This is a genomic window from Bacillus sp. AFS031507, assembly GCF_002584635.1.
Taxonomy (GTDB): domain Bacteria; phylum Bacillota; class Bacilli; order Bacillales; family Cytobacillaceae; genus Neobacillus.
Genome location: NZ_NUOW01000003.1, coordinates 227,392 through 242,397, shown reverse-complemented (window position 1 = coordinate 242,397; position 15,006 = coordinate 227,392). Strand labels below are relative to the sequence as shown.

Below are 15,006 nucleotides of genomic sequence, written 5' to 3'. Positions count from 1 at the left end.
GATACAATCCATGAAAAATATTATCATTTTTTTGAAAATTTAACAAGGTGTTTAGAATTTTCGTTTCCCAATAACCTTTGCAATATCTTTTAGGGTTTTTTTTGCTTTATTCGCAGGTATCCCCTCTAGTTCAGCTAAAGCTTTTTGTAAGTAAAGATCGCTAAGTGCGAATGATTTTTCGATTGCTCCTGATTGCTTAATTAACGAAATAATCTTTGTTATTTCATGAGCATCCATTTCCTCATTGACCTTTTCTATTTCATTACGGATTTCATCATTTTCCATTGCGTAAAGAGCCGGGGCAGTAACATTCCCCTGCACTAGGTCTCCGCCAGCAGGCTTCCCAAGTTCCTTCTCAGTTGAGGTAAAGTCTAAAATATCATCAATTATTTGGTAAGACATTCCGACGTAATACCCGAACCGATAAAGTTTTTTATGGATGGATTCTTCAACCTCTGCAGCTATAGCTCCTAATTGGCAGCTAACTGCAATTAACAGGGCAGTTTTCCTCTTAATTCTGCGGAGATAATCTCGCAGATTTTGATTAAAGCGATATTTATCTTTAATTTGTTGAATTTCACCTACTGACACTTCAACTATCGTATTGGCTAAAATTTTATGGGCTTCGGGATTTTCGATATTAGTCATCAATTCGATCGCAAGAGCAAAAACAAAGTCACCGGTATACATGGCAATTTTGTTATCCCATTTGGATTTCACGGTAGGCTGGCCACGGCGAAGATCAGCATCATCGATCACATCATCATGGACGAGTGATGCCATATGAATTAATTCAAGAGCAACAGCAACATTCTTCATCACATGGATATCATATTTACCAAATTTTCCAGCAAGCAAAACAAAAACAGGACGAATTCTTTTCCCGCCGGCTTGTAATGTATGCATAGAAGCCTGTCTAAGCAGAAGGGAATCTGCCTTTATAGTCTCTTCTAACTTTTTTTCAATCAAGTTAATATCCGAATTCAAAAATGAATACATCATTTTTAATTTCATTTGAATTCACCAGCTTTTCATCCTGTCTTCGAGTTCAATAAATTATTTTTTTTTACCAATATGTACAGCTGCAGCACCGCCGCTATATGGTTTGTATTTCACATCTTTGAAGCCGGCTTGCTCAAACATTTTAGCAAGCTCCCTCATCCCTGGAAAATCACGTGCTGACTCGTGAAGCCAAGCATACTCTCGATAGCTTTTTGCAAGCAATTTTCCAAACATCGGCATAATAAAGCGAAAATAAAAATAATAGAGCTGTTTATAGCCAATTAGTGTAGGTTGTGATGTCTCTAGACAGACAGCGATTCCACCTGGCTTTACTACTCGGTGCATTTCTTTTAACACTTGCAGGTAATCAGGGACATTCCTTAAACCAAAGCCAATCGTTACATAATCAAAACTATTATCTGGAAAAGGGAGTTCCATTGCATTCCCATGTACTAACTTGACCTGTTTTAACCCGAGTTCTTTAACCTTATCAATACCCACATTGAGCATGTTTTGGCTAAAATCCAATCCAGTAACTTCACCTGTTGGACCAACCGCTTCTGCTAAGGCTATTGTCCAATCAGCAGTACCACAGCAAACATCGAGAGCTTTTGAACCATGCTGCACATTCATTTTTTTCATCGTGTCTTTCCGCCACTTGATGTGCTGTTGAAAACTGATAACAGAATTCATTTTATCGTAGTTATCAGATATCTTTTCAAACACATTGTGAACTCGCTGTTCTTTCGATTCCTGCATGTTTTTATTACCCTTCTTCCACAAAAGTTTTTGCATTTGGCTGGTATTGGCTTAAGATTGATAAAATCCTTTTCTCAAGTAATTCATTTAAGTATGGCAACTGTTCTAATCCCTTTTCAATAACTTCTTTTGACCTTTCAAGATGATGGTCGCAACACAGAAATAAGTGATTTTGCTGTTCCCTAGACAACTCTTTCGCCTTATTATTATTGATTGGGAAAACAATTGTTTTTAGGGCTTCGAACAATACGGAACTTCCAGTTTGTAAAAATTGACGTTTTTCATGAAGTAAACGTTTAAATAAAAGCAGGTTTTCTAGAAAATCATTCCATAAATCCACTTTAAAATATTCGGAAAGATGGGCAAGTAAGGAACTTTCAATCATCCCAATACTTGTCATTAGCTCTTCTATGTCTAAAATTTCATTTTGATATACAGAAATTTTATTTTCATTGATTTCTTTAATTCCTCTAGAAAGTGCCTTGATCATCATTATATCTTCAGAATCTGCTAAAAGCTTATAATATAAGCCACTAAAATAATCGCCTGCTAGAACGGTTAGTTGACGATTTTTTTCCTCTACAGATGCATCTGTAATATGTTCATGGGTATCAAGGGCAATTTGAATTAACATTGTTGACAAGGCGTAGTTCTGCATATCACTGTATGACAATTCGAGGCGATCCATTATTGAGACTAGAAGAAGCAGTTTATCTTCGTCAATAATCGGAATTTCAATATAATTAAGCAAGTATGTGTCACAAACTCTTTTTTCGACCTGCTCTCTAATATTTGTGAATTTTTGTCGAATGTCCAGCAATTTAATCACCCTTGCTTCCCCGAAGTAATGTCTTTATGTATTCTTATTTCCTATTTGCATAGTAAAATTCATGCCGTTTAATAAAGAAAAGCCTAACCATTCTCTAAAAACAAGGCAGACACCATTATATCATAAAAGGTTTTCTTTAGGCAGAAATTCACAAAATAATCATTTACGCTCATATGAAATAAGATGAAAACAATGTGATTCGAACTGATTATCTTATTTTTTCAATTCACTTTCTACTTCACCCAGATGAGTAAGAATTTTCGCATTTCCCCTGATTTTAATAGCAGAAGTATGCTCAGTAAATTGAGCAATAAGCACTTCTCCTTTATCCAGCTTCTCAGAATGATGAAATTTTGTATCTGTGCCCCTTGTTAAGCCGATAACACTGACACCATCATCAATCGCTTTAATAACTACATACTCACTATTTTGTGGATAGCGTTTTTCCATTTGATCACCTCAAATACTTTAGGAAAATAGCCTAATATTTTATTAAAGATAGCACCTCAGCCCGAGCAATCGCATCGTCAGCTAGAACACCGCGGACTGCAGTGGTTACTGTTTTAGACCCTGGCTTTTTTACACCGCGCATGGTCATACACATATGCTCTGCTTCGACAACCACCATCACTCCGTGCGGTTCTAATTTTTCCATCATGCTTTCAGCAATCGTGGAAGTAATCCGTTCTTGGAGTTGAGGTCTTTTTGCTACGGCTTCTACAGCTCTTGCCAATTTACTCAATCCAGTAACACGACCATTTTTCGGGATGTAGGCTACATGTGCTTTACCAAAGAAAGGAACGAGATGGTGTTCACACATAGAATAAAAAGGGATATCTTTAACCAATACCAATTCTTCGTGATCTTCACTAAAGATGGTTTCAAAATGCTTCTTCGGATCCTCATTTAATCCACTAAAAACTTCTTCATACATTTTTGCTACCCGTTTGGGTGTATCAAGCAGTCCTTCACGGTTTGGGTCTTCACCGATTGCTTCTAATATTAAACGTACCGCTTCTTCAATTTGGGCACGATTCACTTGTGACATATTAAAATTCCCCCTATTGTTCAGTCAAGTATATATGACAAATACATATTAGCACAATCTTTTTAGTTCAAGCAAAAAAGTAGAAAAAAGGCCATGGACTTTACCATGACCTTTTTACTTAAGCATTCGCCTCTAGCAATAAATTTATGTAATTATTTTACTGCGTCTTTAAGCGCTTTACCTGGTTTAAAAGCTGGAACTTTGCTAGCAGCGATTTCGATTTCCTCACCTGTTTGAGGGTTACGACCTTTACGAGCTGCACGCTCACGTACTTCAAAGTTTCCAAAACCGATTAATTGTACTTTATCACCATTTTTTAAAGCATCTAAAATCGCATCAAAAACAGCATCAACTGCTTTAGTAGCGTCCTTTTTTGAAAGCTCGCTTGCTTCAGCAACTGCATTAATAAGTTCTGTCTTGTTCATGCCATTCACCTCCTCCCAAAGAAATTATCAAGATTCGTAAATAAGATTACTTATCTACATTTCTAAACAATTTTTCTGATTTCTATACGTCATAGCTCGGTTTTATTACCAAAGTAACCATAAATAACTAAATTGGTAACTCAAATCTATTTTTTTAAGGAAAACCCTTATGAAATAAGGGTTCAAACACTATAACGTAATTCAGTTTAAAGATTATCATAATCAATTCAGCATATCAAGAAGATTTCATTAAATAATGGTAATCTTTTCTTTTGTTCAACAAAATTCTACATATTTTGCCCATTTTGGTAGATTTTTCCCACTAATGTCCATGAAAACCAAAAATACTTCACCCTCATTTCCACAAAAAAAAGACCCCGATTAGGAGTCAGAGTCTATAGAATAATGGCAATTAAGCCGCCTGAGCCTTCGTTGATAATTCTCTCTAACGTTTCTTTAAGTTTATATCTTGCATTTTCTGGCATTAAGCTCAGCTTTGCTTGGATCCCCTCACGAACAATGGAGCTTAAGCTGCGGCCAAAGATGTCTGAATTCCAAATGGATAACGGGTCATCTTCGAAATCCTGCATTAAGTATCTTACAAGCTCCTCACTTTGTTTTTCCGTACCAATAATTGGGGCGAATTCAGATTCTACATCCACTTTGATCATATGAATCGATGGCGCTACTGCACGAAGCCTTACGCCAAACCGGGCACCTTGACGAATAATTTCCGGCTCTTCAAGACTCATATCAGAAAGTGTTGGTGAGGCAATTCCGTAACCCGTTTGTTTCACCATTTTTAAGGCATCAGCAATGTGATCATACTCTGCTTTGGCATGGGCAAAATCCTGCATTAATTCGAGCAGATGATCTTTCCCGCGGATTTCTACCCCAACGATTTCTTTTAATATATCATCATACAATTCATCTGGGGCAATTAAATCAATTTCAGCAACCCCTGAGCCCATTTCAATTCCTGCTAATCCAGCTCTTTCAATAAATTCAAACTCACTAAAATGTTGGACAACTCGATCAACATCTCTTAATCTCTTGATATCTTTTACAGTTTCCTTGACAGCATCTTGATAGCTTTCACGAAGCCAATGGTTTTCTCTTAGAACCATAACCCAGCTTGGCAAATTCACATTGACTTCAAGTACAGGGAACTCGTAAAGTGCTTCACGAAGGACATTCAGAACATCGCTGTCGCGCATACTTTCAACACTCATGGCAATTACCGGGATATCATATTTTTCTGCTAAACTCGATCTTAGCGTTTCAGTGCTTGGATGGTAGGGCTGCGCACTGTTAACAACCATGATGAACGGTTTGCCAACTTCCTTCAGTTCGTTAATAACTCTTTCTTCTGCCTCAATATAGTTACTTCTTGGAATCTCACCTATTGTCCCATCCGTTGTAACAACCACACCAATAGTGGAATGCTCCTGAATGACTTTCCTAGTGCCAATTTCAGCAGCTTCATGGAAAGGAATTGGTTCCTCATACCATGGAGTAGTAATCATTCTTGGTCCATTTTCATCCTCATAGCCTTTAGCACCTGGCACTGTATAACCAACACAATCAACTAGCCTAATATTGACATTTAATCCATCATCAACATGAACAGTTGCTGCTTGATTAGGCACGAATTTCGGTTCAGTTGTCATAATTGTTTTTCCTGCAGCGCTTTGAGGCAGTTCATCCAGTGCCCGTGACCTCTCAGCTTCACTGTTTATATTCGGTAACACGACCAGCTCCATAAATTTTTTAATAAATGTAGATTTTCCAGTCCGTACTGCTCCTACTACCCCTAAATAAATATCACCGCCTGTTCTTTCGGCAATATCTTTAAAAATATCAACCTTTTCCAAGTGATCCCCTCCCGATCATAGAGTAAAGTGGGATTAAACATCCATTTTAGGTATTTTTGGACAGTATATGTTTATGACGTTGTCCTATAGTGTTATGACACTTTTCGAAAACTTTTTTACCCCCTTATTAAAAATTCACTAGGTTCTCTTGTATCTGTAGTGTCTGAACATTTGATATAATGGAGGGTTTCAATATATGTTTTTCTTTGGCATAAGCAAAAAAAACCCTTCTCCTACAATATATTTCATAGGAAAAGGGTTATGACTAAATATAAGAATAAGCACATTATTCTTCTAAAAATACTGGTTCTTTCGTCTTAGAATCCCAAGTATACGGCAAGGAATAGGCAGGCACAAACATTGAATCATTTACTAAAATTGAGCGAATATCCTCCCCTGATTTTACCCTCTCGTCCGTTTTTTTCATTGCTTGGTATAAATCCGGGCGATAATCTACATATACTTCTGCACTCCCTGTTATGACAAAAGATAAATTTTGATTAGAAAACGGACTGACAATGAAAGGATCTTTTTTATATCCTAGCTGTTTAAAATCAAGGGAAAAAACATTTTTAGCAATTTGCTTTTTATAGGGTGGATACCCTTTTGTTTTAATTCGTAATTTAATATCTCGTATCACATCTGTTATTCTTAAATCAAATAATTTTACAGTCGGCTTGGTCTCCACATCTACAAGTACATATTGGAAGACCCCCCCATTTTCATAAGCATTTCCTGGTGGCTCCGCGATATATTTTGGAGTGATTTTTTTAAATTCAATTGGATACTTCTGATAAATCGGCGTTTCTGCTTCTTTTGTTTTTATTGGAAGGATTCCGCTATTCTCCTCTCTAAAGGCATCCACAGCGGTTTGAACAGCTTGGATTTGATCTTGATAAGGGATTTGATTCTTCGCTAGTTCCTCTTGAGGATACATGCATCCTGCCAGTAAAAAAGCGGTTAAAGCTAGAAAACAACCGAGCACATTCCATTTCATTTGATCACCACTTTATTTATGTATTTAACCCCGATTATGTTAAGAAAACAATAAGAAGCGTTAGTCCAGAAACAATCATTAATACGTAAGCGATAATTGCTGTAATAATTCGAAATACTCCTTTTAACTTATATCTGCTGAAATAAATTGTCATAATCGCTAGGAACATAAACCCCATTCCAGCAATCGACACCCACATTTTAAACATTGCTGGTGACACACTAAACTCCCCCTTTTTCGAAAATTAATTATATCACAAGCTATAACTTTTCTAGAAAAATTTTAAACTAAAAACTTTCATGTTCTCTTCCTCACCAAAAAAAAACTGAAGTAAAGAGGGGCGAATTCTTTACTTCAGCTTTAAAGACTAAATAACCCATACTCCAGCGTCAAACTACCAGGTTGCTTCGTTGCATTGTATGCAATCTAGACACAAAGCGCCTCTTCAGAACGCCCATTTATTAATAAAAATATTCATGAGCAGTAACACTGCCCGCCCCTATTTAATTCCATTTGGGACATTTTTTAGTCTTCAATATTCCTTTCATCTAAAACATTAACCAAATCTTCCATTTCGTGGGTCTTTCCACGTGCCATTAATACATCTACAGCGTCTATTGCGTTCTTCCCGTTAAATAAGACATCATATAGCGCAAAGGTAATTGGCATGTTTACATCATACTTTTTCGCTAACTGATAAGCCGCTTTGGTGGTTCTCACACCCTCTACAACCATCCCCATGTTATCTAAAACCTCATTAAGGGTTTTCCCTTTACCTAAGAGGTTTCCCGCTCTCCAGTTCCTTGAATGGACGCTTGTACATGTAACAATTAAATCACCTATTCCAGCTAGGCCTGAAAAAGTTAATGGATTGGCTCCCATTTTGGTACCTAGACGAGCAATTTCAGCTAATCCTCGTGTCATTAAGGCTGCTTTTGCATTATCACCATAGCCAAGCCCATCTGTAATACCCGCTGCAAGTGCAATAATATTTTTTAATGCACCACCTATTTCAACACCGATGATATCTGAATTCGTGTACACTCGAAAATTGTTGTTGATGAATAAATCCTGTACTTTTTCTGCAGCAGCCATATTTTCTGAAGTAACGGTTACCGTTGTTGGGTGACGAAGGCTTACTTCTTCAGCATGACTAGGACCAGACAGAACAACGACATCTTTTAGCAATTCTTTGGGCATTTCTTCTCTTATTATTTCTGATATACGCATTAATGAATCAGGTTCGATTCCTTTACTTACGTGTGCGATCAAAATCGGACCAGCTTGGACGGCACGAATTTTTCCAATTACCTCACGTATTGCTTTCGTGGGAACAGCTAATATAATTGTATCCACTCCCGCTAATGTATCACTTAATGAAGCATACCCCACAATTAATTCTGAAAGAACGATCTCAGGCAAATATTTCTTATTTGTGTGCTCTTCATTAATTTCTTTCACCTGAACCTCGTTATGGCTCCAAAGACGGACTTCATGTCCATTGTCTGCAAGGACCATTGCCAATGCGGTTCCCCAGCTTCCTGCTCCGATAACAGCTATTGCAGTTTTAGTAGCATTCAATTTAAATCACACCCACCTTATCTTTTATTTTCTTTCTCTTGCAAAAATTTTGATAGGAGTTCCTTCAAATCCAAAAGCATCTCTAATTCTGTTCTCTAGGAAGCGCTCATAGGAAAAGTGCAATAATTCAGGTTCGTTTACAAACACAACAAAGGTCGGCGGTTTAACAGCCACTTGGGTTGTATAATATAATTTTAAGCGTCTGCCATTGTCTGTTGGGGTAGGATTCATTGCTACTGCGTCCATGATGACATCATTAAGCACACTTGTTTCAACCCTCATCGAGTGGTTTTCACTAGCAGTGTTGATCATTGGTAGAAGTGTATGGATTCGTTTTTTTGTTTTTGCGGATAAAAACACAATTGGAGCATAACTAAGAAATAAGAAATGTTCCCTAATCTTGTGTTCAAGTTCCTTCATGGTCTTCTCATCTTTTTCAATAGCGTCCCACTTATTTACTACAATAACGATAGCCCTGCCGGCTTCATGTGCATACCCAGCTATCTTTTTGTCCTGTTCAATGATTCCTTCTTCGGCGTTAATAACAACAAGAACAACGTCAGAACGTTCAATTGCCCTTAGTGCACGGAGGACACTATATTTTTCCGTACTCTCATATACCTTCCCTTTTTTCCTAATTCCTGCTGTATCAATTATGACATATTTTCCCCCATTAAATGTATATGGAGAATCAACTGCATCACGAGTTGTACCGGCAATATCACTTACGATTACACGTTCTTCGCCTAATATAGCATTTACCAATGAGGATTTCCCTACATTTGGCCGCCCAATTAAGGAAAATTTGACTACATCTTCACCATATTCAATAGGCTTGTTTTTTGGAAAATGTCTTGCTGCCTCATCCAATAAGTCACCTAACCCTAGTCCATGTGCCCCTGAAATTGGAATCGGCTCACCAAACCCTAATGAATAAAAATCATAGATATCTTCACGCATTTCAGGATTATCTATTTTATTTACAGCTAATACAACCGGTTTTTTAGACTTATATAATATTTTTGCCACTTCTTCGTCAGCTGCTGTTACCCCTTCTCGTCCATTTGTTAAGAAGATAATAACATCAGCCTCATCAATCGCCACTTCCGCTTGCTGGCGGATTTGCTCTAAAAAAGGTTCGTCACCAATATCTATACCTCCAGTATCAATAACGTTAAAGTCATGTGTTAACCACTCACCTGAACTATAAATACGATCTCTTGTAACTCCTGGAATGTCCTCAACAATGGAAATACGTTCACCGACAATTCGATTAAAAATAGTTGATTTTCCTACGTTGGGCCGTCCTACAATGGCAATAACAGGTTTAACCAATTACAATCGCCATCCTTTCTTTTCTATAATCAAATACAATTTAGTATGTTAGCATAGAGTGAAACTTCCTTCAGTGGGGGTCTTACTTCCCGTTAATGCGGGATAATTCCCTATAGTTCTTATTAAGTAAAGAAACCCTTCTGTCATCTAGAAGGGCCTAACTATATTATATTATCAATGATACTCCTTTCCCGCAATGGGGAAGCTTGACAAGATTCTAAATTACGAGGATTTTTGCTTTCCTTTTTCAAAGAAATGAAAATGATTTTGCAATATTGTTCCTGCGTTTTCCAATGTACTCCATCCTGCAAGCAAAAGTGCCGTTAACGAACAAACATCTAAATAGGCAAATTCCCCAATCAAATAGGGAAATTGGAATTTATTTAATATATAAGCATATAAAATCTCTCCCTGCATACCACCTGCAAAAATTATGATCAATCTCCCTTTTAAAGTTTTTTGCAATAGTATGGCTAAATACCATAATGCTATACCCATCATCCATTCCTTCTTAAAAACGATCCAAATTGGATCAAATATCTCAAATAAATGGAAGGTTACATATGCGATTGTTATTATGAATGAACAAATAAAAAAGTAAACTATTCCTCCTCGTTTTTCCTGGCTTATGAATAAATAACAGATACATAAAATAAATAATCCACTTGCTTGTATTTCAAATTCACCTACCATAAATTGAATATTAGATAATATTAGTGCAATTAAAACGATAGCAGCAAGTTTAACTCGAAATGGGTTTTGTTTTTCTAAAATAAATGTTAAGTAAATCCAAAAGGCCCAACAGCTCCAATAAAAGATTAACCCTTCCAACTCATACACCTCCTATTATTTTCATTATTGGTAATCTTTATGTAGTTTCATACTTCCTTGAATAATATTTCCTGTGTGAATCATCTTATTAAGAGGAGGTGTGTAGGAATGGGAAAAGACCGACAAGAAAAAAAGTTACGCGAAAGCAGAAGAGTGGAGTCAGATCGTGATCAGGCTTTGCACTACCCAAGTGCTACTAAGCTATCAAGCCCGGAAGAGGCACGGGGATTAAACGATGGAAAAAAATAACTGTAGAAAATAACTACAAAAAGCTCCCGCAGTTGCGGGAGCTTTTAATTAATGGAACGCTTTGCATATTGTTTTGTATCTATGCCTCTTTGATTTAACCAATGATAGGTTTCGCCAGATATTATTAGTGGTGCATTTTTTAAATCTGAAACAGTTTTTGTACCTAAAGCAGTCATAATCATTTTTAATTCCTCATGAAGGGTTTCGATTTCTTTCTGTAAAGATTCTATCCCATCTTTAACAAGAATTTTCAAGAAATAACCTGCCATGCCAACCGCATCTGCTCCTATCGCTATTCCTTTTGCAATATCATGCGCTGACATAAATCCTCCCGAGCCAATGATGGATAGATGATTAGAAACTGACGTTGCTTCAAGAATAGATACACCCGTCGGGATTCCCCATTGATTAAAAAAAGACAGAGATTTTTCCCTGCGCTTATTTTCAATTTCAGCAAAATTTGTTCCCCCAGAGCCGCCCACATCAACCACTTTAACGCCAATTGACGAAAGTGAATGAACAGTTTCCTTTGCCATTCCGAAACCAACTTCTTTCACAATAACAGGGACTGTTAGCTCTTTAACAATGGATTCAATTCTTTTAAGTGCACCAGAAAAATCCCGATCTCCCTCTGGCATAGTTAATTCTTGAATTACATTTAAGTGTATTTGCAGGGCATTTGCTTCAACCATCTCGATAGCAGCTTTCGCGTCGTCTGGTGAGGCTTCACTTCCTAAATTTGCAATAATAACACCTTTGGGATTCTCTTTACGGACAATTTCATAGGTGTATTTTTGAGTTTTGTCTTTTAATGCAGCCATTTGTGACCCAACGGCCATTGTTAAACCGGTATTTTTAGCTACTATTGCCAGCTCTTTATTGATACGATAAGTTTTTTCACCACCACCACCGGTCATGGCATTGATAAAAATTGGCGAACTTAAATAAAGTCCGCCAAATTCATGGTCTAATCCAACATCGAACACACCGATATTCGGTAATCCCTGGTGAATAAATTTTATATCATCGAAAGCTGAAGCATGATGTTTCCTATTATCAAGGGCATAACGAATGTGGTCCCATTTTCGTTCAGATCTAGACACTTAAATCACCATTATTTTCCTAGATTCTTTAATTTATCTCCAATGACTTCTCCAAGCTGAAAGCCTTTTGACTCTTCAGGAAGTTCATAGTCATGGTTTTCCTCATACTCTTTTTCAAGAAGTTCTTTAATGCTTAAGGATAAACGTTGATCTGACTCATTTGCCTCAAGAACTTTGACGTCTACTTCCTGTCCCTCTTTCAATACTTCATGTGGTGTACCGATGTGTTTATGGGCAATTTGAGAGATATGAACCAGCCCTTCAACACCTGGAAATACTTCGACAAAAGCTCCATAAGAAACCAATCTTTTCACTTTTCCTTTTAAGACGGTTCCTTTTGGTGCTTTCTCGGAAATATTTGACCAAGGTCCAGGAAGTGTTTCTTTAATCGATAAAGAAATCCTTTCATTATCACGATCAACACTCAATACCTTAACCTGTACTTGTTGCCCTTCATGAACCACATCAGAAGGCTTATCGATGTGCTCATAAGATAATTGGGAAATATGAACAAGACCGTCAATGCCGCCAATATCTACGAATGCCCCAAAATCAGTGATTCTTTGGACTGTACCATCAATAATTTGGCCAACTTGAACTGCAGTTAGGCGATTTTGTTTTTGTTTACCTTTTTCTTGTTCTACAACAGCTCGATGAGAAAGAATTAAGCGATTCTTTTCCTTATCAAGTTCTACAATTTTAAAGGTTAGGATTCGGCCTTTATAATCGCTGAAATCTTCTACAAAATGAGCTTCGACGAGGGATGCTGGTACAAAACCACGAACTCCGAGATCAACAACAAGTCCGCCTTTTACGACGTCTTTAACCTCAGCTTCAAAAACTTCTCCACTTTGGAATTGTTTTTCTAAACTCTCCCATGCTTTTTCTGCATCTACTTTCCTTTTGGAAAGGATGATCGCTTCTTCCTCTACTTTTAAAACTTCTAATTCTAATTCATCACCATCTGCGACTGCATCTGATGCTTTTTCAATATGCAGGCTTGAAAGTTCACTGATTGGGATGATTCCATCAATTTTGCTGCCTTGGATATTCACGAGCACCTGCTTTTCTTCTACTTTAGTAACTTGTCCTGTCACTTTATCCCCGATTTCAAAGTTTCTCACTTCTACTTGATTTAATTCTTCCGACATATGTATTCCTCCTTAATCCATTTACTCCTAAAAATTCTATATATGAACTGGTGGATGCCACGCAGCATACAACATATATAAAACAAACCTAAAAGCAGTGAATTTTCAAAAAAAAACTCTTTCCATTAACTTCTTACAAATAGTCTTTTTTGTCAAGCAGAACCTATTGATGTTCTTTTTTAAGTTTTTCAATCTTTGACATAATTAATTCAGTAACTTGTTCTGCTGAAGCTTTCTCTTTTCTCATTTCTTCCAGGTCAATGGGTTGTCCATAGACGACCTTTAATTTTCGGAAACTTCTATACGGTCCAATAATAGCACAAGGTACAACCGCTGCCGTTGATCTTAGAGCAAAAAATCCTGCTCCGGAAAGTCCTTTTCCTAATTCCCCAGTCTTACTCCTTGTTCCCTCTGGGAAAAGACCGAAAACATGACCATCCTTTAAAAGCTTTAAACCTGTTCTAAGTGCTTCACGATCGTTAAATCCCCTTTTAACCGGAAATGCATTGCATTTCCTAACAATATTACCTAATACAGGAACGGAAAAAATCTCTTCTTTTGCCATATAGTGAATAGGTCGTGGTGCCATGATTCCTACAACCATAGGATCGAAATTATGGATATGATTAGAACAAAGAAGAACCCCGCCGTCTTTCGGGAAATGTTCACGTCCGATGGCTTCTATCCTGTACCATGGCTTAAAAATTCCATATACAACTGACCTTGCAAACGCATAAAACGTCACACTTATCCAATCCTTTCGTGCACCAACGTCATTATTTTTTCAACAACATCAGGAATTGTCAAAGAGGTTGTATCAATTTCAATTGCATCATCAGCTTTTTTCAGAGGTGCTATTTCTCTCTCTGAGTCGATTTTATCTCTACGAGCAATTTCTTCTTTCAACTTTTCTAAGTCGGATGGAAATCCCTTTTGGACATTTTCAATATGACGCCTCTCAGCTCTTTCCTCGACACTAGCAAGTAAGAATACCTTTACCTCTGCACCTGGCAATACATGTGTCCCGATGTCCCTACCATCCATTACAACTCCGCCTTCAGAGGCAAATGCCTGTTGTCTTCTGACCATTTCTTCACGGACCTTCTGATGTTTAGCAACATATGAAGTCGTATTAGTTACTTCAGCAAAACGAATTTCATCTGTCACATCTCGATTGTCTAGATATACTAATTGCCCACTCTCAGAAGGCAGCAATTTAATATCCGTAGATAATAATGTCTCTAATAATGAATCTTCATTTTCTAAATTTAGCTTATTAACTATTGCCTTATATGTTAATGCCCGGTACATAGCACCAGTATCGATATAAATATAAGAAAGTTTTTCTGCTACAATTTTTGCAACTGTACTCTTACCGGCTGCAGCAGGACCGTCTATTGCGATTGATATCTTTTTTTCCATAAATCCTCCTATTTGCCATCATGATTATCTCAGATGTTGTCTACTATTTATTTTACCACAAGATATATCAATGCCTCTTTTTTTACGACTATAAAAATGAAATTTAATGACAATTATAATTTTGTTCAATCAAAAGAAAGCAGGCAGGCCTGCTTTCTCATTTTCCCTGGAAGGTTTCAAGAATATCAGTATATGTATTTTCATTTACCCCTTCGTATTTTGTCAATTGTTTTACTTGAGGAAAGACATCCAACTGGTGAAAAAATAACTGTGCAAAAAATAGAAAAATAAACTGTATGATGACAACTTTAATTAAAACTCTTTCTACCTTTTTCATAACATCCACTCCATAATCAATATATATTTATTATTGGAGTTATTTGAAAAAAATATAAGGAAA

18 protein-coding genes are annotated in these 15,006 nt (G+C 37.0%); 1 reads left to right on the top strand and 17 read right to left on the bottom strand.

Annotated elements, in window-relative coordinates:
- Positions 1 to 51 precede the first annotated feature (51 nt).
- From hepT to COE25_RS05050, 12 genes are all read right to left on the bottom strand, one after another.
- Positions 52 to 1,014 (bottom strand): heptaprenyl diphosphate synthase component II, encoded by a 963-nt coding sequence (gene hepT / locus COE25_RS05105; RefSeq protein WP_098931606.1) that lies wholly within the window; start codon positions 1,012 to 1,014, stop codon positions 52 to 54.
- Between the two features lie 42 nt (positions 1,015 to 1,056).
- Complete coding sequence (locus COE25_RS05100) at positions 1,057 to 1,761, bottom strand: demethylmenaquinone methyltransferase (RefSeq protein WP_098931604.1); 705 nt, start codon at positions 1,759 to 1,761, stop codon at positions 1,057 to 1,059.
- 7 nt (positions 1,762 to 1,768) lie between these two features.
- Entirely contained in the window at positions 1,769 to 2,590 is an 822-nt protein-coding gene (locus tag COE25_RS05095; protein ID WP_257208696.1) for a heptaprenyl diphosphate synthase component 1, read from the bottom strand.
- A 213-nt stretch (positions 2,591 to 2,803) separates the two neighbouring features.
- On the bottom strand, positions 2,804 to 3,040 hold the full coding sequence (gene mtrB, locus COE25_RS05090) for a trp RNA-binding attenuation protein MtrB (protein ID WP_088088801.1): 237 nt from the start codon (positions 3,038 to 3,040) through the stop codon (positions 2,804 to 2,806).
- 31 nt (positions 3,041 to 3,071) lie between these two features.
- The gene (gene folE, locus COE25_RS05085; RefSeq protein WP_088088802.1) at positions 3,072 to 3,638 is read right to left on the bottom strand and encodes a GTP cyclohydrolase I FolE; all 567 of its coding nucleotides are present in this window, start codon (positions 3,636 to 3,638) and stop codon (positions 3,072 to 3,074) included.
- Between the two features lie 152 nt (positions 3,639 to 3,790).
- Positions 3,791 to 4,063, bottom strand: a complete 273-nt coding sequence (gene hbs / locus COE25_RS05080) for a non-specific DNA-binding protein Hbs (RefSeq protein WP_024030636.1) — start codon at positions 4,061 to 4,063, stop codon at positions 3,791 to 3,793.
- A gap of 395 nt (positions 4,064 to 4,458) precedes the next feature.
- On the bottom strand, positions 4,459 to 5,937 hold the full coding sequence (gene spoIVA, locus COE25_RS05075) for a stage IV sporulation protein A (RefSeq protein ID WP_098931601.1): 1,479 nt from the start codon (positions 5,935 to 5,937) through the stop codon (positions 4,459 to 4,461).
- A 286-nt stretch (positions 5,938 to 6,223) separates the two neighbouring features.
- Complete coding sequence (locus COE25_RS05070) at positions 6,224 to 6,934, bottom strand: hypothetical protein (protein WP_098931599.1); 711 nt, start codon at positions 6,932 to 6,934, stop codon at positions 6,224 to 6,226.
- A gap of 34 nt (positions 6,935 to 6,968) precedes the next feature.
- Positions 6,969 to 7,154, bottom strand: a complete 186-nt coding sequence (locus tag COE25_RS05065; protein WP_098931597.1) for a DUF2768 domain-containing protein — start codon at positions 7,152 to 7,154, stop codon at positions 6,969 to 6,971.
- A gap of 305 nt (positions 7,155 to 7,459) precedes the next feature.
- Complete coding sequence (locus COE25_RS05060; RefSeq protein ID WP_098931595.1) at positions 7,460 to 8,515, bottom strand: NAD(P)H-dependent glycerol-3-phosphate dehydrogenase; 1,056 nt, start codon at positions 8,513 to 8,515, stop codon at positions 7,460 to 7,462.
- Between the two features lie 24 nt (positions 8,516 to 8,539).
- Positions 8,540 to 9,850: a ribosome biogenesis GTPase Der gene (der, locus tag COE25_RS05055; protein WP_088088807.1), complete on the bottom strand. Its 1,311-nt coding sequence runs from the start codon at positions 9,848 to 9,850 to the stop codon at positions 8,540 to 8,542.
- 222 nt (positions 9,851 to 10,072) lie between these two features.
- Positions 10,073 to 10,681, bottom strand: a complete 609-nt coding sequence (locus COE25_RS05050; protein ID WP_098931593.1) for a YphA family membrane protein — start codon at positions 10,679 to 10,681, stop codon at positions 10,073 to 10,075.
- Positions 10,682 to 10,789: 108 nt separating this feature from the next.
- On the opposite strand from COE25_RS05050, the gene COE25_RS05045 reads away from it, so the two are divergent.
- Positions 10,790 to 10,930, top strand: a complete 141-nt coding sequence (locus tag COE25_RS05045; RefSeq protein WP_088088809.1) for a YpzI family protein — start codon at positions 10,790 to 10,792, stop codon at positions 10,928 to 10,930.
- A 44-nt stretch (positions 10,931 to 10,974) separates the two neighbouring features.
- Here COE25_RS05045 and fni read toward each other — a convergent pair whose 3' ends face one another.
- The 5 genes from fni to COE25_RS05020 all read right to left on the bottom strand — a co-directional run bounded on the left by fni (position 10,975) and on the right by COE25_RS05020 (position 14,943).
- Positions 10,975 to 12,033: a type 2 isopentenyl-diphosphate Delta-isomerase gene (gene fni, locus COE25_RS05040; RefSeq protein ID WP_098931591.1), complete on the bottom strand. Its 1,059-nt coding sequence runs from the start codon at positions 12,031 to 12,033 to the stop codon at positions 10,975 to 10,977.
- An 11-nt stretch (positions 12,034 to 12,044) separates the two neighbouring features.
- On the bottom strand, positions 12,045 to 13,184 hold the full coding sequence (rpsA, locus tag COE25_RS05035; protein ID WP_088088811.1) for a 30S ribosomal protein S1: 1,140 nt from the start codon (positions 13,182 to 13,184) through the stop codon (positions 12,045 to 12,047).
- 163 nt (positions 13,185 to 13,347) lie between these two features.
- Entirely contained in the window at positions 13,348 to 13,929 is a 582-nt protein-coding gene (locus tag COE25_RS05030; protein ID WP_098931589.1) for a lysophospholipid acyltransferase family protein, read from the bottom strand.
- 2 nt (positions 13,930 to 13,931) lie between these two features.
- On the bottom strand, positions 13,932 to 14,606 hold the full coding sequence (cmk, locus tag COE25_RS05025) for a (d)CMP kinase (protein ID WP_098931587.1): 675 nt from the start codon (positions 14,604 to 14,606) through the stop codon (positions 13,932 to 13,934).
- 157 nt (positions 14,607 to 14,763) lie between these two features.
- Positions 14,764 to 14,943 carry a YpfB family protein gene (locus COE25_RS05020; RefSeq protein WP_088088814.1) on the bottom strand — a complete coding sequence of 60 codons (180 nt, stop codon included), beginning with the start codon at positions 14,941 to 14,943 and terminating at the stop codon, positions 14,764 to 14,766.
- Between the last annotated feature and the right edge of the window lie 63 nt (positions 14,944 to 15,006).